Genomic DNA, 24,532 nt, shown 5'->3' on the forward strand with positions numbered 1-24,532 from the left:
GGCGAGTCAGCTCTCCTCACCCGATCGAATCGCCGCGAGCACGACCGGATCACCGCACCCACGGGCGAAACCCTCGATCCGAGCCCGGATCTCCCTGCCGAGCAGGACCCGGCCGATCCGCTCCGCGACCGGTGCGAGGAGCCGCGGTCGGCAGGTGAAGCTGTACTTCCAGGTGGCGATGGTCCCCTCCCCGTCGGCCTCGAACCGCCAGCCGGCGCCGAGCTTCTCGAAGAACCAGGGCCCGCGCTCCATCACCATGCCGACGTTGCGGGGCGGGGCGTAGGACACGTAGCGGCTCACCATCGAGGGACCCAGACGCTGCCGCGTGAACGTCCGCACGCCCGTGGCCGCCTCGGTCGCCCCGTCGAGGAAGTGCTGCTCGCGAATGAACACGTCCCACCTGCGACGCACGGCGCCGGTGGTCTGGGAGACCGCGAAGGCGACCTCAGGCGGGACCGGGACGCGGATCCGGGACTGGACGACGGGCACGATCCAACGCCTACCCCCGGCCGCGACGTCGAACCCCGACGAGAGGCCCGGTCAGGGCTTGATCGCCTGCAGCAGCCGGGCGGCCTTCCACTCCGTCTCGGCCCACTCCTCGTCGACGTCGCTGGCGACGGTGATCCCGCCGCCGGTGCCGAGCACGTAGTCGTCGCCGGCCGTGGCGAGGGTGCGGATGACGACGCCGAGGTCGGCGCGGCCGTCGCCGGAGACCCAGCCGAAGGCGCCGGAGTAGACGCCGCGCGGCGTGGCCTCGACCTCCTCGATGATCTCCATCGTGCGCAGCTTGGGCGCGCCGGTCATCGAGCCGGCGGGGAACAGCGCCTTGAGCGCGGCGACGGTGCTCACGTCGTCGCGGAGCCTTCCCCGGACGGTGGACACCAGCTGGTGCACGGAGGCGTAGGACTCGACGTCCATCAGGATCGGGACGTCCACCGACCCGACCTCGCACACCAGCGCGAGGTCGTTGCGCAGCAGGTCGACGATCATCAGGTTCTCGGAGCGGAACTTCGGGTCGCTCGCCAGCCGGTCCCTGGCCGCGGCGTCCTCGGCCGGCGTGCTCCCGCGCGCGGTGGTGCCCTTGATCGGCTTGGTCTCGATGACCCGGTCCTCGTCGACGAGCGCGTACCGCTCGGGTGAGGAGCTGAGCACCCACGCCCGCGCGCCGTCGACGTCGTGCTGCAGGAAACCTGCGTAGGGAGCGGGATTCAGCGCCCGGAGCCGGAGGTACGCCGCCGCCGGGCTGAGCGGGCTGTCCGCCCAGAGCCGGTGGGTCAGGTTGACCTCGTAGGAGTTGCCGGCGTGCAGGTGCTCCTGGACCTTCGCGAAGGCCCGCGCGTACGCCGCCGGCGTGGCGGTCGGCTCACCGCCGGTGATCCCGAGAGTGGCGGCCGGGGCGGCGACCGGGTGCTCGTACTCCCGGATGTGCGAGGGCCGCAGCCACAGGGCGTCGGGCAGGTCCGGGTCGGGCACGGCGGGCAGGTCCGCACGGGCGGCGTACCCGAAGTAGCCGAACCACTGGTCGCTCGGCCGACCGTCCGCCAGCTCGGCCTCCAGCACGGCGAACGGGTCGTCGCCGACCACCACCGCACGGCCGCCGGCGTGACGGGTCACCTCACGGGTGGCGGCGTCGTACGTCAGGGACACGTCGTCGTCGTCGAGCCAGCCGAGCATCGAGCGGCGCCGCGACCAGGTGCGGGCACCGCCGCCGTCGAGCCACAGGCAGCGGGAGTGGCGTGCCTGGATCCGGGCGAACAGCTCCGCGGGCTCGCCCTGGATCACCATGCGATCACCCTCCCACCGCGAGGAAGTTCGCGACCAGCCGCGCGCCGTGCTCGGAGAGCACCGACTCGGGGTGGAACTGCACGCCCTCGAGGGGCAGGGTCCGGTGCCGGACCCCCATCACCGTGCCGTCGGCGGCCCAGGCGGTGGCCTCCAGCTCGGCGGGCAGCCGCGTCGCGGCCAGCGAGTGGTAGCGGACCGCGGCGATCGGGTCCGGCAGACCCGCGAACACACCGCGCCCGTCGTGGGTCACCGACTCGACCATGCCGTGCGCGGGCTCGACCCGCGCCACCTCGCCACCGAAGGCGACCACCAGGCCCTGCATGCCCAGGCAGACGCCGAGCACCGGCCGGCCCTCGTCGAAGCCCCAGGCGTACTCGCTCGGGTGGCCCGGACCGGGTGACAGCACGATGTGGGAGTACGCCGCGAGGTCGACGGCGTCGTCCCACTGGACGACCGTCGGCAGCACGCCGGTCACGCCGGCGACCAGGTGGACCAGGTTCCAGGTGTAGGAGTCGCGGTGGTCGACGACCACGACATCGGGGGTGGTCATCGCTCCACCGCGAGCTCGCCGCGCCGCAGCGCTGCGACCACACCCGCAGCGGGTACGACGTGCACCTCGGGCCAGTCCTTCTCGCCGGCAGCCGCGTCGACCGGCCAGGCCAGCCGCTCCTCGCCGAGCGAGAACTCGGCTGCGACGCCGGGCTTGTTGCCGCGCGGGTCCTGGCGGTGCCAGCCGCCGTCGAGGTGGACGGCGACCAGGCCGTGCACGACGTGGGCGTCGCCGTCGGCCAGCCACTGGTAGCACAGGCCGGTCGGCACGCCGCCCGCTCGCAGCACGGCGGCGAGCAGGTGGGCCTTGGCGTAGCACCAGCCGACCCCATCGGCGAGCACCTCCGTCGCCGACACCGCGAACCGCGGGTCACCGGCATCGCCGGCGTGAGCGATCTCGTCGCGCACCCAGGCGAAGGCGGCGGCCGCGAAGGCGACGTCGCCCAGCACGCCCGCGCCCAGCCGCTCGGCCAGGGCGACGATCGCGGGCGCGGTGGACTCGACGACCTCGTCCGCCACGAGGTACGACGCCGGCGACCCTGCGATCAGCTCCACGTCAGGACGCTCAGAGCAGGACGCCGGAGACCAGGTCGTGGACGATGTCGAAGCCGCGCTCGGTGAGGATCGACTCGGCGTGGAACTGGACGCCCCGGAAGTGCGGGCCGGCCAGCGCATTGACGTCGCCGGTGTCGGCATCGGCGTCCACCCGCACCCCGTCCGGCAGCGCCACGTCGTCACCGACGCGGCCCACGAAGGTGTTGTAGAAGCCGACCTTCTGCGGCCGCCCGTCGAGCAGCACGGTGGCCTGGGTGCCCTGGAAGACGATGTCCTTGTAGGCGAGCGGGATGCCGAGCTGGTGGCACAGCGCCTGGTGGCCGAGGCAGACCGCGACGAACGGCTTCTCGTTGGCGAGCAGCCAGGCGACGGCGGCGCGGAGCTGGCCCATCTTCGGGTCGGCGTCGTCGCGCGGGTCGCCGGGGCCGGGCCCGACGATGACCAGGTCGTAGCCGTCGAGCACGCCGTCGGCGTACTCCTCGTGGCGCACCACCGAGCTCGTCATGCCCATCCGGGCGAGCATGTGGCGCAGCATGTTCACGAAGTCGTCCTCGCCGTCGAGGATGACGGCGGACTTCCCGGCCAGGCGCGGGTCGACCGGGGTGCCGGCCTGGTCGGCGAGCCAGAATCCGGAGAGCCGGTTGTTGCGGGCGTTGAGGGCGATCAGCACCTCCTCGTCGGCGACGAGGGTGGCGATGTCCGTGGTCGGGATCGGCGCGGGCGGGACGAGTCCGAAGGCGGACAGGATCCCGCCGGCCTTGGCGTGCGTCTCGGCCACCTCGTACGCCGGCACGGAGTCGCGCACCAGCGTGGCACCGGCGGTCACCTTCAGCTCACCGGCCGGCGAGACATCGGCGGTACGGAGCACGATCGGGCTGTCGAGGACCGGCTCGCCGGCATCGTCGCGCCCGAAGAGGGCGAGCGCGGAGGCGTAATAGCCGCGGCCCTCGGGCTCGTACTGCTTGATCAGCCGGCAGGCGTTCTCGACGGGCGACCCGGTGACCGTGGCGGCGTACATCGTGTCGCGCAGGACCTCACGCACGTCGCGCGTCGTACGGCCGGCGAGGAGGTACTCGGTGTGGATCAGGTGGGTCATCGGCTTGAGGAACGGGCCGAGCACCTGGCCGCCCTCGGTGCAGATGTCGCACATCATCTTGAGCTCTTCGTCGACGACCATGAAGAGCTCGTAGATCTCCTTCTCGTCCTTGAGGAACTCGCGCATCCGGGCCTCGGTGCTGCGGGTCTCGCCGGCGGGCGGGCGCAGGTGGAACGTGCCGGAGATCGGGTTCATCCGGACGTCGCCGCCGTGGACGGAGACGTGCCGCTCGGGCGAGGCGCCGATGAGGAAGCGGTCGCCGGTGAAGAAGACGAAGGTCCAGTACGCGCCGCGCTCGCGCTCGAGCAGCCGGCGGAAGACGGTCAGCGCGACGTCGGGGCCGAAGTCGGCGACGACGGCGCGGTAGTTGCGGCCGACGACGAGGTTCGCGCCCTCGCCCTGGCCGATCTCGCCGTCGATGATCGCCGCGACGATCTTGGCGTAGTCCTCGTCGGAGGTCTCGAAGCCGCCGCGGTCGGTGAAGTCCACCTCGACCGGGTCGATCGCGTCGACGACCTCGGCCACGGAGAACTCGTGCTCGCTCTGCACGTCGACCACGACGAGCGGCGTACCGTCGTCGTGTGCCTCGAAACCGCGCTCGCTGACCTGGCGGAAGGGTACGGCGACCAGTCGGTCGCAGATGTGGCCCGGCTCCGGTACGCCGGTCTCGAGCGGGATGTCCATGATCGACTCGACCACGCTGCGGGTGCCGCCGAGGACGCCGACGGTGTCGCGGTCGCCCGCGCGGGTGGAGCGCCGGATGATCGCCCAGGCCTCGTGCCCCTGGACGGCCGTGATGGCTTCCCGGGCAGTGAGGCTGGTGCTGAGCTGATCTGGCATGACCGAAGCCTATTCGGCTGCGGCCCGCTCGCTCAGAGCAGTCCGGGGATCAGCTCGCCGACGAACGGCAGGACCAGGGCACAGCGGATCGGCCGCGGGTGCTCCGGGTCGAGCGCGTTGAGCACGGCCTGGGCGGCGTTGCGGCTCGACGCGATCTGGAAGTGCTCGGAGTAGTCCTGCTTGCAGACGTCCTGGAGGACCACGTTGTTGACGCCGGGCAGGGTGCCGTTGGTGTAGGGCAGCACCAGCTCGTCGTACTTCGTGACGATGCTCGTGTAGTGCACGCCGGGCTGGACCATGCCGCCCTCGTGGAGCTTCTTCATGAACGTCGAGGTGGGCGAGAACTGAAGGCAGGAGCGGCAGCCCGTGGGCAGGATGCCGTCCGGGAGGATGCCCGCGACGAGGCCGGTGAGCGAGGCGACGCCGGTGCCCTTGAAGGCGGACGCGAGGCCGACGAAGTTCTCGACCTTCTTCGCTCCGCCGAGGTACTTGAGGTACCACTGTGGCATCAGCGTGCCCTCGGAGTGGCCGACCAGGTCGACCTTGGTCGCGCCGGTCGCCCCGAGCACCTTCTTGACGAACCTCTTGAGCTGGCGGGCGCTCACCCGCATGTCGTCGAGGCCGCCGAACAGGTTGACCGGGGTGACGTCGTACTCGACGCCGTAGGTCAGCGAGAACACGCAGTAGCCGTTGTTCTTCAGCAGCGGGCCGTAGGTCTGCCAGTTGGTGGAGCGGTTGCCGAGGATGCCGTGCAGCAGGATCACCGGCCGCGGGTGGGCGGCGGTCGGCTTGCAGGTGAAGTCGTTGGTGCCGGGTGCGTTGGCGCCGGGCATGCCGCCGAACGCAGCGTTGGGCAGGAAGCTGTAGGGCACCGGCAGCGGCTTCGTGCCGGCCTGCGCCGGGGGCGCGGCGAGGAGGCCGCCGAGCAGGGCGAGCAGGACGGCGACGGTCGTCAGGGCACGGCGCAGCATGCCCTCCCAACGAGAACGGGTTCTATCGGTCACACGCCCAGCGCGAGGAACGCCGCTGCGGTGCCCGCCGCGACCGGGTCGCCGGCGACCTGGCGGCGTACCTCACACAGGGCCGTGGCCGGGTCGCTGCCCCGGGCGAGGGCGGCGTGCAGGTCGACCATCAGGGCGGCGGTGGCGGCGTCGTTGACCTCGCCGACGCTGCAGACCAGGCCCGCGGTGCCGAGCGAGAACAGCGCCGCCGCCAGCCCGAGCAGCTCCTCCGCCCCGACCGGAGCGAGGACGCCGGACTCGCAGGCAGAGAGTACGACGCGGTACGGCGCCCGCGGGACCCGTTCCAGGTCGTGCACCGTCAGCGGCCCGTCGGCCAGGTCGAGGGCGGAGAACAGCGGGCTGTCCGCCCGGAACCGGCCGTGGGCGGCCAGGTGGACCAGACCAGCACCGTCGAGGTGGGCCAGTACCGCGTCGAGCGTGGCGCCCGGCCCGTCGAGCAGGACGGCGTCCGGGTGTCGCGCGGCGAGGACCGGCACCTCGGCGCCGCCGCTCGCCAGGGACGGGCCGGCGACGAGAACCGTGCTGGCGCTCTGCGGGGGTGGGGTGGCCCGGGCGCGCAGCCACTGGCCCGCCGACGGCACGACCGCGAACGGCCGGTCGTGGAGCGCCGGCAGCAGCGACCAGGCGAGGCCGTGCAGGCGGGCGGTCGGCGCGAGCACGACCGGGGTGTCGGGGAGGAGGCGGACGGCGTCCCCGAGGATCGCCTCCTGGAGCGACTTCCCGATGGCGGTGGTGTCGGCGTGCCGGCCGCGGGCCGCGCGGCGCAGCAGCATCCCCGCCGGGCCCAGCAGGGCGGCGATCTCGGCCGTCGTGCCGGCGACCCGGCGTCGTACCTTCCCGGCGTGGGCGACCACGGCGTGCAGGCTCCCGTCGACGTCGACCAGCTCGACCAGGCAGGTCTCGCCGGTCGCCGCGAGGATCTCCTCCACGCTCGCCGGCCGCTGCTGGGCGGCCGTGGTCGCCGACAGCGTGTGGCTCTCCGCCCGCACCGCCCGCTCCAACCGCCGCCGATCCCGCTCGAGTTCCTCGGTCTCCGCGCCCTCCTGCCGGGCCTCCGCCAGCTGCCGCCCGTTGTCGCGCAGCGCCGCCAGGGACGCCGGGATCGTCGCCGCGTCGGAGGTCGCGGGCGGCTGTGCCAGCGCCGTCGCCCGCGTCCGCTCGCTCCACCGCAACAGGGTCCGGGCATCGCTGGCCGCGTGCCGCAGGGCGATGGTTGTCAGCTCGCGCCCGTGGGTCGTCGCCAGCGCCCGGAGCTCGGAGGAGCCGATCAGGCGCCGGTGCTCGTCGATCGCGTCCAGGCCCGCCGCCGCTGCCCGCAGCACGCTGCGCCTATCCCGGTCGTCCTCGCCCGCCAGCGCCCCCGCCGTCCACGCCGCCGCCCGGACGAGCGCATTCGGGTGGGCGCGGTAGGACATGGCGACGTTCCAGCACTCGTGTCGCGTGCCGTCTGCCGCACACCGCCCCGCCAACGCGAGTGCATGCGCTGCTTCCGCGGCCTGCTCCTCATGCAGCTCCACCGCGATGGTGCGCGTGTCCGAGGCCAAGGCTCGCCGCTCCCCGAGCTCCCACCGGGCACGCAACACCACCCAACGGGCTCGCCGCTCGAACCAGGTGCGGCCCTGGCCACGGAACGCTGCAGCAGCCTCCCGGCCCACGTGGACCGCGCGCTCCGGTTGGCCGGCGGCGACCAGCGCCTCAGCCTGCACCAGGGCGCGATCGGCCTGCTGCACAGCCGTCAGACCGTCGGCGTGGGCGTCCAGCAGCTGCACCGCGTCCTCGGCCAGACCCGCCGCCAGATATCCCGCGGCAAGGCTGGCGACCTCCTCGAAGCGAGGCGCGCGACCCGCCGCGCTCCACCCACTGACAGCCTCGGTGAGGCGACGCAGGCCGGACGGCAGGTCGCCGCGGGCGAGCGCGATCTCACCGAGGTTGGCCAAGGCACTGAACTGGTTCGCAGTCTCCCCGAGAGCTCCGAGCACTTCCATCGCCTCGTGGGCGTGCTGCTCGGCCGCGTCGAGGGTGCCGAGCACGAGCTCGATGTGCACCAGCCACAACAGGGTTCGCGCCTCCCAGACCAGGTTCTCGGCCGCGCGTAGTTCCGCCAAGGCCCTCCGCAGCTCAGGGACGGCGTCGTCGTAGCGCCCGAGTGTCGTGAGGACCCCGGCGTAGCGGACCGCAACCTTCGCCAGGGTCTCGCCCTGCGCCACTCCCAACGCATGGTCGAAGTGCCGCAACGCCTCGGTCGGTCGACCAGCGAAGGCCAGCGTCGCCCCAAGAGTTGCTCGAACGTCGGCCTCACGGTCATCGTCTCCGGACCGGGCTGCGGCCCGCACTGCCAGCCGCAGGGAGACCACGGCCTCGTCGGTCCTCCCGCTGTCCCTCAGCACTATCCCGAGCGCTTGGTGTGCGTAGGACTGCGCGACCGCGTCGGGATCTCCGCCCAACAACTCCCGGGCACGCCTCGAGGCTTCCTCGGGACGATCGATCGCCAGGTCCAGGAGCTCGTGCATGACCACCTCGGAGAACACCGGCGCAACCGCCCTTTACGGCGCGGAACGGCGCCACTAGGTTAGCCGTCGCGACAGACCCCGCGCTTGCCACATCTGCGAATCGTGAGGAGCCGAAATGTCCGAGCCAGCAGGTGTTTCCCGATCACTGGCGACGCTGCGGTCGCTCCTGTCCAAGCTACTCGGCCCGAAGGACCGGCCCAAGGTGCCCGATGCGCGAACCGAGGCCAAGAACCAGCGGGAGAAGCTGCGCATCCAGGCCGACGTGATCCGCCGCGCGTACGACGGCGAGGTGTCCGTCGCGACAGCCGGTGACGAGCTCGCTCGCGACGATGCCGACGCCCACTACCTGTTCCGGCCACACCACCTGCTCATCCGCGCGGACCGGTTGGAGGAGGTGAGTTCCTACATCGCCGCCCGGCCCGAGATCTTCGCCGGCGAGCTCGAGCACGTGGGCAGGCCCACGGAAGGCCTGGTCGTCGCTCGCGTCCCCGGTCGCCGCGACAACGGGGACCCCGTCCTGGCGACGCTCGACGAGCTGGACCGGGCGTTCTCACGCCAGGACGAGAAGGCAGCCCGCGGAGGCAAGGCTGCCGAAGCGCCGGTGGCATCGCCCGATCACGTGATCTACGTGACCAACCGGCCCACGATGTGCCCCGCCACGGAGCCGGAGCGTCCGCCCGGACGTGCTCCGGCTCCCTTCCCCCGCGCGCAAAAGGACCCGTCGCTCGGACGAGGCATCCGCGTCTCCGTCGTCGACACCGGCCTGTGGGACAAAGCGGTCACCAGCACGGCGACGCCCTGGATGCACGGTGTCCTCGCGGACCCGGAGGACCTCGAGGTGATCGATCCGCAGCACATCCACCCCTACGGCGGTCACGGCACGTTCGTCGCCGGAGTGGTGCGCTGCCTGGCCCCGGGCTCCCGGGTCGAGGTCGAGGGCGTGCTGACCCACGGCGGCGCCGTCTACGAGTCGGAGATCGTCGCTCAGCTCGACCAGGCCCTCCAGGAGTCCGACCACCCGCAGCTGATCAGCATCTCCGCCGGGTCCCGCACCAGGAGTGGCTACACGATGCTCTCCTTCGAGATGCTCGCCTCGACGTACGGGCTCGATGACGGCGAACAGACCCTGATCGTCGCGGCCGCCGGGAACGACGGCAGCAAGGAGCCCTTCTGGCCCGCTGCCTTCCCCTGGGTGGCAGCGGTCGGCTCCGTCGACCCTGACGGCAAGGTGTCCGACTACTCGAACCACGGTCCGTGGGTCGACGTCTACGCGCGAGGACGCGACCTCGTCAACGCGTTCCCCACGGGCACCTACACGTGCCACGAGCCGCCGAACGCCGGCCAGGTGCGCACCTTCCACGACTTGGCACAGTGGAGCGGGACATCGTTCGCAACACCCGTCGTGACGGGCCTGATCGCCGCACGGATGAGCGAGACCGGCGAGTCCGCACTCCAGGCGTACGCAGCCGTCAAGGCGGCCGGAAGCGCTCCGATCGACGCCAAGGCCGGTCAGAGCCGGACTGTCGGTCCCCTCACCTGACTACAGCGTCACCCAGGGCGTGGTGAGCGACCAGCCGCCCTGCTCGACCACGAACCGCACGGTGCCGGTGCGCACGCCCTCCAGCCGGAAGAACCCGGCGGCGTCGGCCTCGGCGCTCAGCGCGTCGGCCTCGGGGCGCTCCAGGAGCACCGACGCGGGCTCGGTCACGGACGCGGCGGCCCCGGAGCCGATCACCTGGCCGAGCAGGGTCTCGCCGTCGACCTCGACCTCGAGGGTGAGGCCGCTGTGGCCGAAGGACAGCGTGCGGGGCTCGGCGGCACCGGAGCGGACGGCGGCGCCGGCGTCGAGGGCGGAGTCGTGGAGCAGCTCGGCCAGCTCGGCGTCGACGGAGCGCCAGGTGAAGGCGGCGCGGGCCGCCGTACGCCGTCGGTCGCTGACGGCCGCCTCCTCGGCGACGGCCTCGCCGAGCAGGGCCATGAGCTCCTCGTCGTCCAGGGGATTGGTCACGGGGTCACCTCCACCAGTCGGCGCAGTGCGGGGGTACGGCGCAGCTGCTCGAGCGCGCGGGCGCGGGTCGGGCCGATGCTGCCGATGGGGATGCCGAGGCGGCGACTGATCTCCTCGTAGCCGACGGGTGGGTCGGCGAGGAGGAGCAGGAGCAGGGCCCGGCGGGCCTCGGGGAGCGCGGCGAGAGCCTCGCGGAGCAGTTGGCGGCTCTCGGCCGCGAGCAGGTCGGTGCCGGCGACGTCGTCGACGACGGCGTCGAGGCCGGTCGCGTCCTGAGGGTCGACGGGGCGGACCCGGCCGCGGGCGGCCAGCAGGCGCAGGCACTCGTTGCGGGTCGTCGTACGGATCCAGCCGGGCAGGGCCGCGGGCTCGCGCAGGTCGCCGAGGTGCTCGACGAGGCGCAGCCAGACGGTCTGGCTGACGTCGTCGCCGTCGGCCTCCGAGAGCCGGTGTCCGCGGATGATCGCGTCCACCAGCGGGAGGAAGCGGTCCACGATCGCGTCCCATGCATGCTGATCTCCTTCCCGCGCCGCGGGGACGAGCGCTGACAGCGGTGTATCGACGTCCACACCCGACCCCCAATCGCTCGACGCGAGAGCTTGCGGATGCATCGTCCCGCACATCTGACCCGCGAACCAGTACCGCTGATACGTCGAGATGGCGTGTATCAACCGGCCGCCCGCGCGGCTCCTCCTTCCATCCCCCCGGATCACCCGACACCACGCGGCACTCCCGCGGCTCCCCGGAAGGAACCTCGTCATGACCTGGACCGAGACCCACGAACGCACCCGCATCATCCGCGAGGTCGAGGCGGCCGCCGCGACCGACATGAGCGGCGCGGTGCCCTGGCGCGAGGAGTGGCGCCCGTACTTCGACGGCCCGACCGCGCTGGTCACGGCACTGCGCGCCCGGTGGCAGCACATGTGCGAGGCGCAGCTCGACGCCCAGACCGGCGAGGACGAGCTGCAGGCCACCTACACGCGCATGCGCCGTACCGAGGCCGCCGTGCTCCTCATCCTGCGGCGGTACGACGCCGGCACGCCCGGCGCGCCCGCCGTCATCGGCCTGGCGGGTCCGCGGCCCGTGTCCCTCCCGCCGCGGACCCGCCGGTTCCACCTGCGCGGTCCGATCCTCCCCGCCTGAGAGCCATGACGATGCTCGAGCTCACCTACCTCGCCGCGACCAGCCGGCTCGACCGGCTGGGCATCCGGGAGCAGCAGGTGCTCCGGCTGATCGCCCTGGGCCAGTCCGAGGCGGCCATCGCGGCCCAGCTCGGGCTGAGCCCGGAGACGGCCGCGGACCTGTGCTCGGGCGTCTTCCGGACCCTGGGGTTGCGGCCGACGCCGTACCTCGGCAAGCGACTGCTCGCGGTCCTGACGCTCCGCCAGTCGGAGCAGGACCCGTCCTCGCGTTCTCGGCCCGTGGGGGGTCGGTGCGACGCGAGCGGGTGGCCCGTCCGGACGCCGGACGGGCCACCCCCTTCTCCCGATCAGCTCAGCCCTCGCGCTCCTCGGAGCGCACCGTCACCTTCTTCAAGAGCCGGTTGAGGGTCGCGAGCTCGCGCTCGGTGAGCGCCTCCGCGAGGTCGTCCTCGGCGCGGCCCCGGAGGTCCATCGCCTGCCGCCAGATGGCCATGCCGGCCTTGGTCACCTCGACGATCACCCGTCGGCGGTCGTCGACGGCGGGGATCCGGCGGATCCAGCCGGCCTTCTCGAGCCCGTCGAGCCGGCCGGTCATTCCCGCACCGGAGACGCCCATCTCGGTCGCGAGCTCGGTCGGCGAGGCGGAGCCGGGGGTGTCCCGGATCATCAGCACGTGCAGGGTGTCGTACTCGAAGTCGGTCAGGCCGACCTCGGCGACGGCGCGCTGCTTGGCCCGGCGCAGGTAGCGGTCGATCCGGTTGACCCGGACGAACACACCCTCGACGACCTCGTCGAAGGCCAGGTCGAGCCAGTGGTCCTTCCACCGCGCGACGTGGCGGTCCGTCCAGTCCTCGGCCATGGCCGAACGCTACTGCGCCACCCGCAGGCGTCCCCGCCAGCGCCCCGCGAGACCGCTGCCGAAGCAGAGGACCGCGACCAGCGGGAACAGGTACGACGGCGAGCCGAACCAGAAGTACGTGGACGGCAGGTCGCGGGTGAAGTCGAAGAAGCTGCTGATGTCGGCGAGGAACCACACGAACGGAGCCACGCCCCAGACCAGGCCCGCGAGCACCGGCCCCAGGCCGGAGAGCCGGGCGGTTGCGCCGACGGCCACCAGGATCACGGCGCCGACCAGCATCAGCAGCAGCTCGCCGGTCGCCCCTGAAGTGTCGAAGCTCCGTGCTCGCTCGAGGTAGTACTTCCCGGCGCCGTAGTCGAACACCAGGACTCCGACCGGGACGAGGCCGAGAGCGAGGACGATGCTGGCGAGGTGCCGCAGCACCATGGACGAGCGGCGCGGGAGCCCGGGCGGCGGGAAGTACGGAGCAGCTGACTCGGTCATGCCCGCGAGCCTGCCCGCGCACGGTCCGGACCGAAACGGGTATTTCGTTGGCGAATACTTAGGTGGCGAAGTACTCTCCTCGGGTGAAGCCGCCCTCCCCGCTCCGCTCGCGCGACTTCCGGCTGCTCGTCGGGGGCGTCGCAGTCAGCGGGCTCGGGTCGGCGATGACCCCCGTGGCGCTGGCGTTCGCGGTCCTCGACCTCGGCGGCACCGCCACCCAGCTGGGCCTCGTCGTCGCGGCGTTCTCGGCGGCCGAGGTCCTCACGATCCTGTACGGCGGCGTGCTCGGCGACCGTCTCCCCCGCCAGCTCCTCATGCAGGGCTCGTCCGCGGCCACCGCGGTCAGCCAGGGCGCCTGCGCCACCGTGCTGATCACGGGCCACGGCTCGCTGTGGTTCCTGACCGCGATCGGCGTCGTCAACGGCTGCCTCGGCGCGATCGCCCAGCCCGCCTCCAGCGCGATGACCCGCTCGACGGTCACCGACGAGCAGCTCGGCCGCGCGGTCGTGCTCCGCAGCCTGGCCACGCAGACGGCGTTCGCGATCGGCTTCGCCATCGCCGGCGTGATCGTCGCGGTCACCAGCCCCGGCTGGGCGATCGCGGTCGACGCGGCGACGTACGCCGTCGCGGCGGTGCTGTTCGCGATGATCCGGGTCCCGGCCTCGGCGCCGGTCGAGCGCGAGCGGCTCCTCGCCGAGCTCGCGGACGGCGCGCGCGAGGTGTTCCGGCACGCCTGGCTGTGGCTGCTGATCGGGCAGGCGCTGCTCTACCACCTGTGCTTCGGCGGGGTGCAGGGCGTGCTCGGCCCGATCGTCGTCAGCGACACGTGGAGCAAGGAGGCGTGGGGCTGGGCGCTCTCGGCCCTGATGGCCGGCTTCGTCGCCGGTGGCCTCGTCGCGCTGCGCTGGCGACCGCGCCACCTGCTGCGCTGGGGCGTGCTGATGCTGTCGCTGACCGCCGCCTTCCCGCTCGCGCTGGCGGTCGCCGACGACCTGTCCGTCGTACTGGCCGGGGCGTTCGTGCACGGCGTCGGGCTGCAGCTGTTCAGCGTCAGCTGGGACCTGGCGATCCAGGAGAACGTCGCCGAGGACATGCTCGCCCGGGTCTACTCCTTCGACCTGGTCGGCTCGTTCGTCTGCCGCCCGCTCGGCCTCGCGCTCACCGGCCCGGTCGCCGCGCTCGTCGGCACCGACCGGTGGCTGGTCGCGGTCGCCGCCGTGATCGGGCTGAGCTCGATCGCCGCGCTGGGTGCGCCGTCGGTGCGGCGGCTGACCCGTCGTACGACGCCCGTCGTGGCGCCCGAGCCAGCCCCGCTGTAACACGCCGTCCTCCCGACTGGTCGGCGGTTGTCAGCAGCCGTACGGCGTGTCGCGCGGCGTGTCGCTACGTGGACGGCGTGTTACTTGAGCAGGGCCGTCAGCGAAGTCGTGCCCGTCGCGGGATGAACACCGGGGCGCCGGGCTCGCCGACCTCGACCGCGAGGACCGCGTGGTGGGAGGCGGTGCCGAGGATCGCGGACTGGTTGGCCACGAGCACCCGGGTGCCGAGGAAGGTCGCGTTGGACGGACTGTCGAACGGGATCGGCGAGCCGTTGGTGCCGAGGACCGGGCCGGGCGGGAACTTCGCGCGGACCTTCCCGTCGGGGCCGAGCCGCACCAGCTGGCTGGTGCCGAGCAGCGCGACGTAGATGTTGCCGGACTGCGCGACCCCGAAGCCGTCGGGCAGGTCGAGCGGGCCGGAGGTCCAGACCGTCGAGATCTCTCCCGGCGCGCCACCGGCCGCGACCGGCAGCCGGTAGAGGTGGCCGCGGAGCAGGTCGAGGGGGTCGCCGGTGGTCTGCTGGCTGATCAGGAAGGAGCGGCGGGAGCGCTCGTAGACGATGCCCGTCGTACCGAATCCCGCGCCCTCGAGCGCCTTCGACCGGAACCACGGCGTCGGCTCGCCGCCCTTCGCCGGGATCCGCCAGATCACGCCCTGGCCGTAGTCGGTCAGGTAGAGCTTGCCGCCGGGGCCCCACGCCGCGTAGTTGGGGATCGGGTGGCCCGCACCGGGGAGGTCGGGGAGGGTGGCCTGCACCTTGAACCGGCCGGTGCTCAGGTTGAGCGTGATCACCTGGGCGCGCGACTTCTCCAGCAGCACCAGCCGGCCGCGGGCGTCGGACGTCGCGACCTGCACGCCGCGCGGGGCGCCGAGGTCCTGCCCGGGCACGGTCCACGACCGCAGCAGGGTGCCGCTCGCGGTCCACTCGAAGACCCGGGAGGCCATCGTGTCGCCGGCGGGGTTCGTGTACGTCGCTGCGTAGACCCGCCCGTTCGGTGCGACGTGCACGTACGCCGGGAAGCCGGGCTTGCCGACGGTCGAGAAGACCGTCGTCGGCCACTTCTCCGGCGCCTGCTCACCCGCCGCCGGACCGGCGAGACCGGCGACGACACCGAGCAGGGTCAGGGCGAGCGCGAGCGCCCGCCTCACAGGGTGTCCAGCACTTCCCGGGCCGCGCGCTCGCCGGAGCGGACGGCGCCGTCCATGTAGCCGGTCCAGTACGTCGAGGTCTCGGTGCCGGCCCAGTGCACCCGGCCGTGCGGCGTACGGATGTGCTGGCCGTGGGTCGACATGACGCCCGGCGGGTAGATCGCGGTCGGCCCGCCGCCGGTCCACTGCTCGCGGGTCCAGTCGTGCTCGGTGTAGTCGATCGGGTGCAGCGCCTTCTCGCCGAACATCTTGGCGAAGCCCTCGAGGACAGCGGTACGACGCTCCTCGAGCGAGCGGTTGCCGAACTGCTGCCAGGCGGAGCCGCCGACGAAGGCGAGCAGCACGCCGTGGCCGGTGTCGGCGACGTGGTTGTCGAAGGCGACCCGGACCGCGCCGGTCTCGGCGATGCCGAAGCCGGTGAGCCCCTTGTCGCGCCAGAACGGCTTGTCGTAGACCGCGTCGCACTTCATCAGCCGGCCCATCTGGACCTGCTCGAGCAAGGCCTGCCGGCCGGCGGGCATCGCGGGCGAGAAGCCGATGCCGAGCACCTGCTTCGGCGGGGCCGCGACGATGACCCGGCGCGCCTTCACCTTGCCCCGGCGGGTGTGCACGCGGATCCGGCCGTGGGCGGGCTGCACGATCCTGGTGACCGCGGCGTTGAGCGCGATCCGCTTGCCGAGGCGGCGGGCGAGCTCGAGCGGGACCCGCTGGGAGCCGCCGACGAAGCGGCTCTCCTGGGCGCCGCCCGCGGTGTCGGAGTTGCGCTCGAAGGTGCCCGGGGTGGTCTCGTTGCCGGAGCAGGCGATGTAGTGCAGCACGAAGAGCAGCGAGATCTGGTCCGGGTCGGCGCCGAAGCCGGGCTGGGTCCAGGACTGGATCAGCTTCTCGATGCCCTGGCTGTTGACGGTGTTGCGGCGCAGCCAGTCGCCCAGCGAGACCGAGTCCCACTCCTTGGCGCGCGGGTGCGACCAGGGCGCGTCGACGGGCAGCTCCTTGGCGAAGCCGTTGAGACGCTTCAGCGCGAGCGCGGCGTCGAGCAGGATCGTCGGGTCGGGCGGGACGGTGCCGGTGAACTCCATCCGGCCCAGCAGCGAGGACAGGTAGACGTTCTTGCCCTTGACGTACTCGTCGAAGGTGCCGATGCCGAGCTGGTGCGCGAGCTGCTTGATGTGGTCCTGGGTGGGGCCGACGAAGGCGCCGCCGGCCTCGATGGTGCCGCCGGTCGGGAGCTCGTGGTTGAGCACGCGGCCACCGACCCGGTCCCGGGCCTCGACGACGAGGACCGAGTGCCCGGCGCCGCGGATCTGGCGGGCCGCGACCAGTCCGGCGATGCCGGCGCCGACCACGACGACGTCCACCTTGCGGGGCAGCTTGCCCTTGCGTACGCCGGCCTGGACCTCCGCCTCGAGCGCGTCGAGGGCGAGCAGGCCGAAGGCTGCAGCCCCTCCGGCGAGCAGGCCGCGGCGGCCCAGGGTGAATCGCGGGTCGATGGTCTGCACGTCGCCTCCGAAGATGAATCTGTGTCAGGTTCGGGTTCGGAGGCTACACTTCGTGCATGCCTTCCGCCACCGTTGGATCCAGCACGGGTCCCAGCCGCCGCCGGGTCCCCGCCCAGGCCCGGTCCCGGGAACGGGTCGAGCGGATCCTGGAAGCGGCTGCCCGGCTCGTCCTGACCAACGGCGTCGACGGGCTCACGACACGCTCCATCGCCGAGGCCGCCGAGCTTCCGGTCGCCTCGCTCTACCAGTACTTCACCGACAAGGAGGCCGTGCTCCTCGCGCTCTGCGAGCGGGACATGGCCGAGATGGACGACCAGGTCGCCACCGATCTCCTCGCCGTCGAGGAGCTCACCGTCGCGACGATGGTCGACACCTCGATGCGCGCGTTCGTGAAGGTCTACCACCGGCGTCCGGCCTTCATGCAGATCTGGATGCGCGGGCGCACCAACCCCGCCATCTACGACTACGGGCGCCACCACAACCGTCGCACGGCCGAGAACCTGCTGGCCTTCGGCATCGACGCCGGGCTGCTCGCCGCCGGGTCGTACGACGAGCAGCAGCTCGCGACGATCGCCGAGCTCGCCGTCGAGGTCGGCGACCGCGCCTTCCAGGTCGCGTTCGAGAACGACCCGCAGGGCGACGGCTTCCTCATCGACCAGGCGATCGCCCTGGTCACCGGCTACCTGGACCAGATCGCCACCGGCCGGTGAACGAGCTCAGGGCGGCGGTCGCGGCCGCGTCCCAGCAACTCGCCGACGCCGGACTCCTCGTCGGCACCGCCGGCAACGTGAGCGCCCGCGCCGGGGACCTGGTCGCGATCACCGCCACCGGCGTCCGGCTCGGCGCGTGCACCCCCGACGACGTCACCGTCGTCGCCCTCGACGGCAGCGTCGTCGAGGGCACCCTCGCACCCACCAGCGAGCTCTCCCTCCACCTCGGGGTGTACGCCGACGGGCCGGCCGCCGCGGTGGTCCACACGCACGCGCCGTTCGCGACCGCGCTCGCCTGCGTGCTCGACGCGCTGCCGGTGCTGCACTACCAGCAGCTCACGCTGGGCGGCGAGGTCCGCGTGGCGCCGTACGCCACCTTCGGGACACCCGAGCTCGCCGCTGCGGTGCGCACCGCCCTGGCGGGACGCAGCGCGGCGCTGCTCGCGAACCACGGCTCGGTCACCCTCGGCGGCTCGCTCGACCAGGCGGTCGAGAACGCCCTCCTGCTCGAGTGGCTGTGCCAGCTGCACCACCGGGCCAGCGCTCTCGGCACGCCGCGCGTACTCACCGAGGAGCAGCAGCTCGACGTCATCCGCGCCGCGATCGAGCGCGGCTACGGCTCCACCCGGAAGGCCTCCGAATGACCATGACCGTCGCCGCCGTCGGCGTGCACGTCCTCGACACCCACGTCCTCGGGATCGAGTCGATCCCCGCGGGCTCCGAGGGCCAGCTGGTCGAGACGATCCGGATGTCGCCGGCCGGCACCGCCGGCGGCACCGCCGTCGTGCTCAGCCGGCTGGGCGCCACCGTCCGGTCGTACGGCGCCGTCGGCACCGACCCCGTCGGCGACACCCTGCTCGCACTGCTGGGCCGTGAGGGCGTCGACGTCGCCGGCCTCGTCCGCAAGGACTCCGCGCAGACGTCGGCCTCGGTGCTGCCCGTGCGCCCCGACGGCGACCGCCCGGCCTGGCACTGCATCGGCGCCAACGGCGCGTTCACGCTCGGCGACCTGCCGGGCGACGTGCTCGACGGCGTGACGCACCTGCACCTGGGCGGACCGGAGTTCCTCGGCGGCGACGCGGCGGCCGAGCTGCTCGCCCGCGCCCGCGCCGCCGGGATCACCACGTCGGTCGACGTCCTCGCGCCCGGCGACCCCGACATGCTGGCCTGGATCGCCGCCGCCCTTCCCCACACCGACCACCTGCTGCCCAACGACGAGCAGGTCCTCGGCTTCACCGGCGCCGCCACCCTCGCCGAGGGCGCGCAGGCGTTGGTCGCCGCCGGCGCCGGCTGCGTCGCGGTCACCCAGGGCGCCCGGGGCGCGCTCCTCGCCACCGCCGACGGGGTGACCGAGGTGCCGGCGTACGCCATCGACGTCGTCGACACCACCGGCTGCGGGGACGCCTTCTCCGCGGGCTACCTGCGGGGGCTCTCGCTCGGCCGGACCCCGGTCGAGGCCGCTGCGCTCGGCTGCGCCACCGCGGCCCAGGTCGCCCAGGGGCTCGGGACCGACGCCGGGAGCTACGACCTGGCCGCGGTCGAGGCGTTCGCCCGCTCGGCTGCGACCATGGCGGGGTGAGCCCCGAGATCCGTGTCCAGCACCCCGACGAGAAGGCCGCGACGCTGCAGCTGATCGCCGCCGCCTTCGGTGCCGAGGGCGCCGCCGTCGTGGGGGTGTGGAGCGACGTGGTCGCACGCGGGCTCGACCGGGCCCAGCTCGTCGCGGTGGACGCGACCGGCCAGCTGGTCGGCCACGTGGGGCTCAGCCACGGCTGGCTCGACACCCGGCAGACGCTGGTCGACGTGCTGGTCCTCAGTCCGCTCAGCGTCGCTCCGGCCCAGCAGGGCCGGGGTGTCGGCAAGGCACTGCTCAAGGCCGCGGTCGCGGAGGCCGACCGCCTCGGCGCCCCCCTCGTGGTGCTCGAGGGCGACCCGGGCTACTACGGGCGGCACGGCTGGTCGGCGGCCGCCGACCTCGGCATCGAGGCCCCCACCCCGCGGGTGCCCGGGCCGGCGTTCCAGGCGGTGCCGCTGGCGGCGTACGAGAGCTGGATGACCGGCCGCGTCGTCTACCGCGACGTGTGGTGGGAGCACGACTCCACCGGCCTGCGCGACCCGCTGCTCGCCGAGGTCGAGACCGGTCTCGCGTCGCCCGAGCCGACCGCCGATCCGCCTCAGGCGTCGTAGTCGATCCGCAGCTCCTCGGTCACCGGGTGCGCCTGACAGGTCAGCACGACGCCGTCGGCGACCTCGCGCTCGCCGAGGACGTGGTTCTGGTCCATCACGGCCCGGCCGAGCACGACCTTGGCGCGGCAGGTGCCGCACGCCCCACCAGCACACGAGTACGGCGGATCGATCCCACGCTGGAGGGCGGCGTCGAGCACCGAGTCGCCGGTCGAGGTGAGCGGGAAGGTCGTCTCGGTGCCGTCCAGGGTGACCGTGACCCGGCTGGTGATCTCGGGCAGCTCCGGGACCGCTGCGGCCGTGACGTGGAAGACCTCGGTGAGCACCTGTCCGGTGCCGGGCACCCGGCCGAGCACGTCGCGGACCTCGTCGACCATCTCCTGCGGACCGCACAGGAACCAGGCGGCGACGTCGGCCGCGTCCGGCACGAGCTCGGCGACCAGGGCGGGCGTGATCCGGCCGGTGACGATGCCCGGAGCCGTCGCGCGGGAGCGCACGTGGTGCACGACCAGGCGCTCGCCGTACCGGTCCTGCCAGGCGGCGAGCTCGTCGGCGAACATGGTCGACGCGGACGTCCGGTTGCCGTAGACGAGGGTGAACCGGCTGCCGGGCTCGGCGTCGAGGGTGGTCGCGATGGTCGACATCAGGGGCGTGACCCCCGAGCCGGCGACGACCCCCACGTGATGGCGTACGGCGGCCGGGTCGAGGCGCACGTGGAAGGCGCCGGCCGGCGTCATCACGTCGAGCAGGTCACCGGCGACCAGCCGCTCGTTGACGTACGACGAGAACCGCCCCCCGGGCACGTGCTTGACCGCGACCCGCAGCGTGCCGGGCCCGTCCGAGGCCACCGGTGCGACGAGGGAGTAGCTGCGTCGCACCTCCTCGCCGTCGATCACCGCCCGCAGGGTGAGGTGCTGCCCCTGCAGGTAGCGGTACGACGCCACGAGGTCGTCCGGCACCTCGAAGGTGATCGCGACGGCGTCGCTGCTCACCGGCTCGACCGCGCGCACCCGCAGCGGGTGGAAGGTGGGGCGGCGGGTGATCTCGTCGGTCAGCCGGCGCCAGGTGCGGTACTCGCTGGGTGTCAGCGAGCGGCCGAACCACGTGGAGATCGCGGCGTTGCGGTCGAGGTAGGCCTGCTCGTTGCGCTTCCACGCCCGGACGTAGCGGTAGAAGGGGATGCTCGGGTGCAGGTGGTGCACCAGGTGGTAGTTCTGGTAGACGAACAGCGGCGTCAGCAGGCCCTCGCCACCGACCCGCACGCGGGTCGCGCGGTACTTGTCCTCGCGCTGGGTGACCGTCAGGCCGTGGTGCGGCAGGTAGTCGAACCACCAGGCCAGCACCAGCATGCCGAACCGCTGCGGAACCAGGAATCCCCAGAGCAGCTCGCTGCCGTGGCCGGCGGCAGCGACGGCCAGGAAGCCGCCGATCACGGCCGTGAAGACGGCGAAGGTCGCCGCGACCTCACGCCTCGGCCGGTCCGGCAGCCGGCGCAGGTAGAACACGACGTACCAGAGGTCGATCGTCGCCCAGCGCAACGGCAGCTGCCAGGCCGGGCCCTCCTCGCACCAGGCATCCGGGTCGATCGACTTGGACTCGTTGGTGTTGCGGTGGTGCTCGATGTGGATGAACTTGACCAGCGCGTAGGGCGCCCACGGGACCACCAGCAGCACCGACAGGTGACCGAAGGCGTTGTTGACCCACGTGTTGGTGCTGATGGCGTGGTGCGTCGACTCGTGCAGCACGCTGAACATCAAGAAGGTGACCGCCGCGCCCATCGGCACGGTGAGCCACCGCGAGAGGTCCCACACCAGCAGGCCCGCCATCTCGACGGCGAACAGTGCCAGCGTGCCGACGTACAGGGCGGCGGTCGGCCAGGCCATCACCGGAACCCGCTCGCCGGGGTCCGGCAGTCCCGAGACCGATTGGGGGAGCTGAGCGCGCGGCGCCGCCGCGGCGGTCGTGATCGGTTGGCTCTGCATGGGAGGTGACCGTAGGAGCCCGCACCCCCTCGGGGCCTTGGACGCGCGTCACAAAATCGCACACCGCATTTGTCCGAAGGCCCGTACCTGCGGGGATGTGCGATCCCGAGACTTGCCGCCATGACGACGATCGCGGTCGAGAACCCTGCCACCGGACAGGTCATCGGCACCGTCCCCGACCTGAGCGCTGACGACGTCGCTGCCGCGGCCCGCCGGGCCCGCGCAGCGCAGCCCGCCTGGGCCGCCCTCGGGTACGACGGCCGCGCGGACGTGCTGCTGCGGATGCAACGCTGGATCGTCGACCACACCGACGAGGTCATCGCGACGATCTGCGCCGAGACCGGCAAGGCCTACGAGGACGCGCTGCTGGCCGAGGTCAGCTACGGCGCGGCGGCCTTCGGCTTCTGGGCCAAGCAGGCGCCGCGCTACCTCGCCGAGACGAAGGTCCGCTCCAGGCAGCCGCTCGTCGCCGGCAAGCGGCTCGTCCAGCGCTACCGGCCGCTCGGCCTGGTCGGCGTGATCGGGCCGTGGAACTACCCGCTGACCAACTCGTTCGGCGACTGCATCCCGGCGCTGGCCGCGGGCAACGCGGTGCTGCTGAAGCCGTCGGAGGTGACCCCGCTGACGTCGCTGCTGCTCGCCGAGGGCCTGGCCGCGAGCGGCCTGCCGGACGGTGTCTTCGGCGTCGTCACCGGCCGCGGCGAGACCGGCGCGGCGCTGGTCGACGAGGTCGACATGGTTATGTTCACCGGCTCCACGGCGACCGGACGACGCGTCGCGGCACGGGCCGCCGAGCGGCTGATCCCGGCGTCGCTGGAGCTCGGCGGCAAGGATCCGATGATCGTGCTCGCCGACGCCGACCTGGAGCGCGCGGCCACGCACGCGGCGTACTACGCGATGTTCAACTGCGGCCAGACCTGCATCTCGATCGAGCGCTGCTACGTCGAGGAGTCGGTCTACGCCGAGTTCGTCGAGCTGGTGACCGCCAAGGTCGATGCGCTGCGCCAGGGGGTGCCGGGCGGGCCGGGCAGCGTCGACGTCGGCTCACTGACCTTCCCTCCGCAGGTGGACGTCATCGACCGGCACGTGAGCGAGGCGCTCGCGGCCGGGGCACGGGCGCTGACGGGCGGCGTGCGTCCCGAGCGCGAGGGTCACTGGTACCCGCCGACCGTCCTCGTCGACGTCGACCACTCGATGGCGATCATGCGCGAGGAGACGTTCGGCCCGACGTTGCCGATCATGGCGGTGCGTGACGCCGACGAGGCCGTGCGGCTCGCCAACGACTCGGAGTACGGGCTGTGCGCATCGGTCTTCGGTCGCGACCTCGCACGCGCCGAGGAGGTCGCACGCCGACTGGAGGCGGGCGCGGTGACGGTCAACGACGCCGTGGTCAACTACACCGCGCTCGAGCTGCCGATGGGGGGAGCCAAGCCCGCGTCCGGGATCGGTCGGCGGCACGGGCGGGACGGCATCACGAAGTACTGCCGCCAGCAGTCCCTGCTCGTCTCCCGCTGGCATCTGCGCCACGACGTGCACACCTACCCGTACCGCGCCGCACGGAGCCGGTTCCTCGCACGGGTCCTGGCCGTGCTCAATCGCGGGCGCCGAACGACCTGACCGGAACCGCCATGAACATCTCGTGGCACCGCAGCGCGACGTCGATCTCGGTGGACTCCTCGGCGACCCGGCGGCCCATCAGCTCCTCGGCGCGCTCGACGCGGTAGCGCACGGTGTTCTTGTGCACCGAGAGGTGGCGGGCAGCCGCGTCCACGTTCCCGGTCGAGAGCAGGGCCCGTAGCGTCATCCGCAGCCGGGCGGCCTGGTCGTCGTTCGAGGCGAGCCGCCCCAGCGTGCGGTGGATGTAGCGCCGGGTCGCCTCACCGTCGCCGACGAGGGTCAGCAGCTCCACGTCGGTGAAGTAGGTGACCGGCTCCTGGCGGTCCGACCCCAGGCACAGCCGCTGGGTCGCGAGGGCCTCGCTGTGGGAGGAGCGGAAACCGTCGACCCCGGGGGCGGGCGCGCCGACCATGGCCACCATGCTCCGCTCCCGCAGCCAGTCCGAACAGCTCGCGAGCAGGGCCAGGTCGGGCGCCTCCCCCGAGCTGATCCAGGCCCAGAGGTCGCGGCCGCCGGGATGGACCACGAGCGGCTGGCGCAGGCCGAGTGACGCGGTCAGCGCCTGCGCTGCCTGCGGCAGGTCGGCGATCCGGGCGTCGTCGTCGGTGTGCAGCAGCAGCGCGGTCTGGAAGGCGGACACCGGGTGTCCGCCGAGACCGGCGGAGATCTCCCGTGGATCGACCAGCGTGCCCGCCAGGACCGCGCGGACGACCTCCAGCCGGCGTGCCGCGTCGCCCTGGCGGATCCGTTCGAGCTCCTCCTGGAACAGTGCGACCGACATCTCGACGGACCGGTCGAACCACGTGCTCGACCGGGTCCAGAAGTGCACGAGCGCGTCGGCCTCGCTCACCCCCGAGGGCGACCCCTCCTTGACCGCCGCGGTGATGAACTCCCACACCGCCTGCTCCCCCGCTGTGTAGATCTGGAACAGCACGGGCAGCGGGTAGCCGTGCTGGGCGACCACGACCGGCACCTGCCTGGCCTCCTGCACCAGGTGGAAGGTCTGCTCGGGTTGCCCGAGGTTCGCCAGGAAGGAGCGCCAGTGCGCGTCGCACGCGTCGCGCACCACGCTCTGCAGCGCGGCGTCCTGACGGACCTCGGGAACGACGTCGACGATCCGGCCGAGCACATGCGCGACCCATGCGTCGACCGCGGTGTTGTCGGACGCGGAGCTGACGAAGTCGGCGATCCACTGCTTGAGGTCACTGGCGAACGACACGAA

At 72.7% G+C, this 24,532-nt stretch carries 24 protein-coding genes and 1 pseudogene; 9 read left to right on the top strand and 16 right to left on the bottom strand.

The genetic code is table 11. The annotated features are described in order from the left end of the window. Nucleotides 1-6 precede the first annotated feature (6 nt). The 8 genes and pseudogenes from ACZYRU_RS21130 to ACZYRU_RS21165 all read right to left on the bottom strand — a co-directional run. On the bottom strand, nt 7-489 hold the full coding sequence (locus ACZYRU_RS21130) for an SRPBCC family protein (RefSeq protein WP_488959067.1): 483 nt from the start codon (nt 487-489) through the stop codon (nt 7-9). Between the two features lie 51 nt (nt 490-540). Next, complete coding sequence (gene pabB, locus ACZYRU_RS21135; protein ID WP_488959068.1) at nt 541-1,785, bottom strand: aminodeoxychorismate synthase component I; 1,245 nt, start codon at nt 1,783-1,785, stop codon at nt 541-543. A 4-nt stretch (nt 1,786-1,789) separates the two neighbouring features. Continuing rightward, a complete protein-coding gene (locus ACZYRU_RS21140; protein ID WP_488959069.1) occupies nt 1,790-2,335 on the bottom strand; it encodes an anthranilate synthase component II in 546 nt (181 codons plus the stop codon). After that, entirely contained in the window at nt 2,332-2,889 is a 558-nt protein-coding gene (locus tag ACZYRU_RS21145) for a transglutaminase-like domain-containing protein (RefSeq protein ID WP_488959070.1), read from the bottom strand. Before ACZYRU_RS21145 ends, ACZYRU_RS21140 begins: the two co-directional genes overlap by 4 nt. 10 nt (nt 2,890-2,899) lie before the next feature. Next, nucleotides 2,900-4,825: an anthranilate synthase family protein gene (locus tag ACZYRU_RS21150; protein ID WP_488959071.1), complete on the bottom strand. Its 1,926-nt coding sequence runs from the start codon at nt 4,823-4,825 to the stop codon at nt 2,900-2,902. A gap of 32 nt (nt 4,826-4,857) precedes the next feature. Further along, the gene (locus tag ACZYRU_RS21155; protein WP_488959072.1) at nt 4,858-5,796 is read right to left on the bottom strand and encodes an esterase/lipase family protein; all 939 of its coding nucleotides are present in this window, start codon (nt 5,794-5,796) and stop codon (nt 4,858-4,860) included. A 29-nt stretch (nt 5,797-5,825) separates the two neighbouring features. Continuing rightward, nucleotides 5,826-8,054, bottom strand: a complete 2,229-nt coding sequence (locus ACZYRU_RS21160; protein ID WP_488959371.1) for a CHAT domain-containing protein — start codon at nt 8,052-8,054, stop codon at nt 5,826-5,828. A 6-nt stretch (nt 8,055-8,060) separates the two neighbouring features. Next, nucleotides 8,061-8,357: pseudogene (locus tag ACZYRU_RS21165) on the bottom strand (tetratricopeptide repeat protein); the annotation flags it as partial. A gap of 202 nt (nt 8,358-8,559) precedes the next feature. On the opposite strand from ACZYRU_RS21165, the gene ACZYRU_RS21170 reads away from it, so the two are divergent. Continuing rightward, nucleotides 8,560-9,897, top strand: coding sequence for a S8 family peptidase (locus ACZYRU_RS21170; RefSeq protein ID WP_488959073.1), 1,338 nt, complete (start codon nt 8,560-8,562; stop codon nt 9,895-9,897). Here the strand turns inward: ACZYRU_RS21170 and ACZYRU_RS21175 are convergent, their stop codons facing one another. Both ACZYRU_RS21175 and ACZYRU_RS21180 read right to left on the bottom strand, forming a co-directional pair. Beyond that, on the bottom strand, nt 9,898-10,365 hold the full coding sequence (locus tag ACZYRU_RS21175; protein WP_488959074.1) for a hypothetical protein: 468 nt from the start codon (nt 10,363-10,365) through the stop codon (nt 9,898-9,900). It lies immediately after the preceding gene. Then, on the bottom strand, nt 10,362-11,195 hold the full coding sequence (locus ACZYRU_RS21180; protein WP_488959075.1) for an RNA polymerase sigma factor: 834 nt from the start codon (nt 11,193-11,195) through the stop codon (nt 10,362-10,364). The genes ACZYRU_RS21175 and ACZYRU_RS21180 overlap by 4 nt, the downstream gene beginning before the upstream one ends. Between ACZYRU_RS21180 and ACZYRU_RS21185 the strand changes: the two genes are divergently transcribed. Together ACZYRU_RS21185 and ACZYRU_RS21190 are read left to right on the top strand one after the other, a co-directional pair. Beyond that, nucleotides 11,125-11,508 carry a hypothetical protein gene (locus ACZYRU_RS21185; RefSeq protein ID WP_488959076.1) on the top strand — a complete coding sequence of 128 codons (384 nt, stop codon included), beginning with the start codon at nt 11,125-11,127 and terminating at the stop codon, nt 11,506-11,508. The two genes, ACZYRU_RS21180 and ACZYRU_RS21185, sit on opposite strands and share 71 nt — an antisense overlap. 5 nt (nt 11,509-11,513) lie before the next feature. Next, nucleotides 11,514-11,912, top strand: coding sequence for a response regulator transcription factor (locus ACZYRU_RS21190; protein WP_488959077.1), 399 nt, complete (start codon nt 11,514-11,516; stop codon nt 11,910-11,912). Here the strand turns inward: ACZYRU_RS21190 and ACZYRU_RS21195 are convergent. Further along, nucleotides 11,860-12,366 carry a MarR family winged helix-turn-helix transcriptional regulator gene (locus ACZYRU_RS21195; RefSeq protein ID WP_488959078.1) on the bottom strand — a complete coding sequence of 169 codons (507 nt, stop codon included), beginning with the start codon at nt 12,364-12,366 and terminating at the stop codon, nt 11,860-11,862. The genes ACZYRU_RS21190 and ACZYRU_RS21195 overlap by 53 nt on opposite strands. A gap of 9 nt (nt 12,367-12,375) precedes the next feature. After that, complete coding sequence (locus tag ACZYRU_RS21200; RefSeq protein ID WP_488959079.1) at nt 12,376-12,849, bottom strand: hypothetical protein; 474 nt, start codon at nt 12,847-12,849, stop codon at nt 12,376-12,378. An 83-nt stretch (nt 12,850-12,932) separates the two neighbouring features. Here ACZYRU_RS21200 and ACZYRU_RS21205 point away from each other — a divergent pair, with 83 nt between their 5' ends. Then, nucleotides 12,933-14,168: an MFS transporter gene (locus ACZYRU_RS21205; protein ID WP_488959080.1), complete on the top strand. Its 1,236-nt coding sequence runs from the start codon at nt 12,933-12,935 to the stop codon at nt 14,166-14,168. Nucleotides 14,169-14,265: 97 nt separating this feature from the next. Here the strand turns inward: ACZYRU_RS21205 and ACZYRU_RS21210 are convergent, their stop codons facing one another. Together ACZYRU_RS21210 and ACZYRU_RS21215 are read right to left on the bottom strand one after the other, a co-directional pair. Next, nucleotides 14,266-15,318: an SMP-30/gluconolactonase/LRE family protein gene (locus tag ACZYRU_RS21210; RefSeq protein ID WP_488959081.1), complete on the bottom strand. Its 1,053-nt coding sequence runs from the start codon at nt 15,316-15,318 to the stop codon at nt 14,266-14,268. Beyond that, the gene (locus ACZYRU_RS21215; RefSeq protein WP_488959082.1) at nt 15,315-16,817 is read right to left on the bottom strand and encodes a flavin monoamine oxidase family protein; all 1,503 of its coding nucleotides are present in this window, start codon (nt 16,815-16,817) and stop codon (nt 15,315-15,317) included. The genes ACZYRU_RS21210 and ACZYRU_RS21215 overlap by 4 nt, the downstream gene beginning before the upstream one ends. A gap of 56 nt (nt 16,818-16,873) precedes the next feature. On the opposite strand from ACZYRU_RS21215, the gene ACZYRU_RS21220 reads away from it, so the two are divergent. Genes ACZYRU_RS21220 through ACZYRU_RS21235 form a run of 4 tightly spaced genes read left to right on the top strand, consistent with a single transcriptional unit; the run spans nt 16,874 to nt 19,714 of the window. Next, complete coding sequence (locus ACZYRU_RS21220) at nt 16,874-17,527, top strand: TetR/AcrR family transcriptional regulator (RefSeq protein ID WP_488959083.1); 654 nt, start codon at nt 16,874-16,876, stop codon at nt 17,525-17,527. Then, nucleotides 17,524-18,171, top strand: coding sequence for a class II aldolase/adducin family protein (locus ACZYRU_RS21225; RefSeq protein WP_488959084.1), 648 nt, complete (start codon nt 17,524-17,526; stop codon nt 18,169-18,171). Before ACZYRU_RS21220 ends, ACZYRU_RS21225 begins: the two co-directional genes overlap by 4 nt. After that, complete coding sequence (locus ACZYRU_RS21230) at nt 18,168-19,106, top strand: carbohydrate kinase family protein (protein WP_488959085.1); 939 nt, start codon at nt 18,168-18,170, stop codon at nt 19,104-19,106. Before ACZYRU_RS21225 ends, ACZYRU_RS21230 begins: the two co-directional genes overlap by 4 nt. Then, the gene (locus tag ACZYRU_RS21235; protein WP_488959086.1) at nt 19,103-19,714 is read left to right on the top strand and encodes a GNAT family N-acetyltransferase; all 612 of its coding nucleotides are present in this window, start codon (nt 19,103-19,105) and stop codon (nt 19,712-19,714) included. Before ACZYRU_RS21230 ends, ACZYRU_RS21235 begins: the two co-directional genes overlap by 4 nt. Here the strand turns inward: ACZYRU_RS21235 and ACZYRU_RS21240 are convergent. Then, complete coding sequence (locus ACZYRU_RS21240; RefSeq protein WP_488959087.1) at nt 19,702-21,693, bottom strand: fatty acid desaturase; 1,992 nt, start codon at nt 21,691-21,693, stop codon at nt 19,702-19,704. The genes ACZYRU_RS21235 and ACZYRU_RS21240 overlap by 13 nt on opposite strands. A gap of 120 nt (nt 21,694-21,813) precedes the next feature. Between ACZYRU_RS21240 and ACZYRU_RS21245 the strand changes: the two genes are divergently transcribed. After that, the gene (locus ACZYRU_RS21245; protein WP_488959088.1) at nt 21,814-23,310 is read left to right on the top strand and encodes an aldehyde dehydrogenase family protein; all 1,497 of its coding nucleotides are present in this window, start codon (nt 21,814-21,816) and stop codon (nt 23,308-23,310) included. On the opposite strand, the gene ACZYRU_RS21250 is transcribed toward ACZYRU_RS21245, so the two are convergent. Further along, a complete protein-coding gene (locus tag ACZYRU_RS21250) occupies nt 23,285-24,529 on the bottom strand; it encodes a PucR family transcriptional regulator (protein WP_488959089.1) in 1,245 nt (414 codons plus the stop codon). The two genes, ACZYRU_RS21245 and ACZYRU_RS21250, sit on opposite strands and share 26 nt — an antisense overlap. Nucleotides 24,530-24,532: the final 3 nt, after the last annotated feature.

Source organism: Nocardioides sp. F233 (assembly GCF_057813895.1).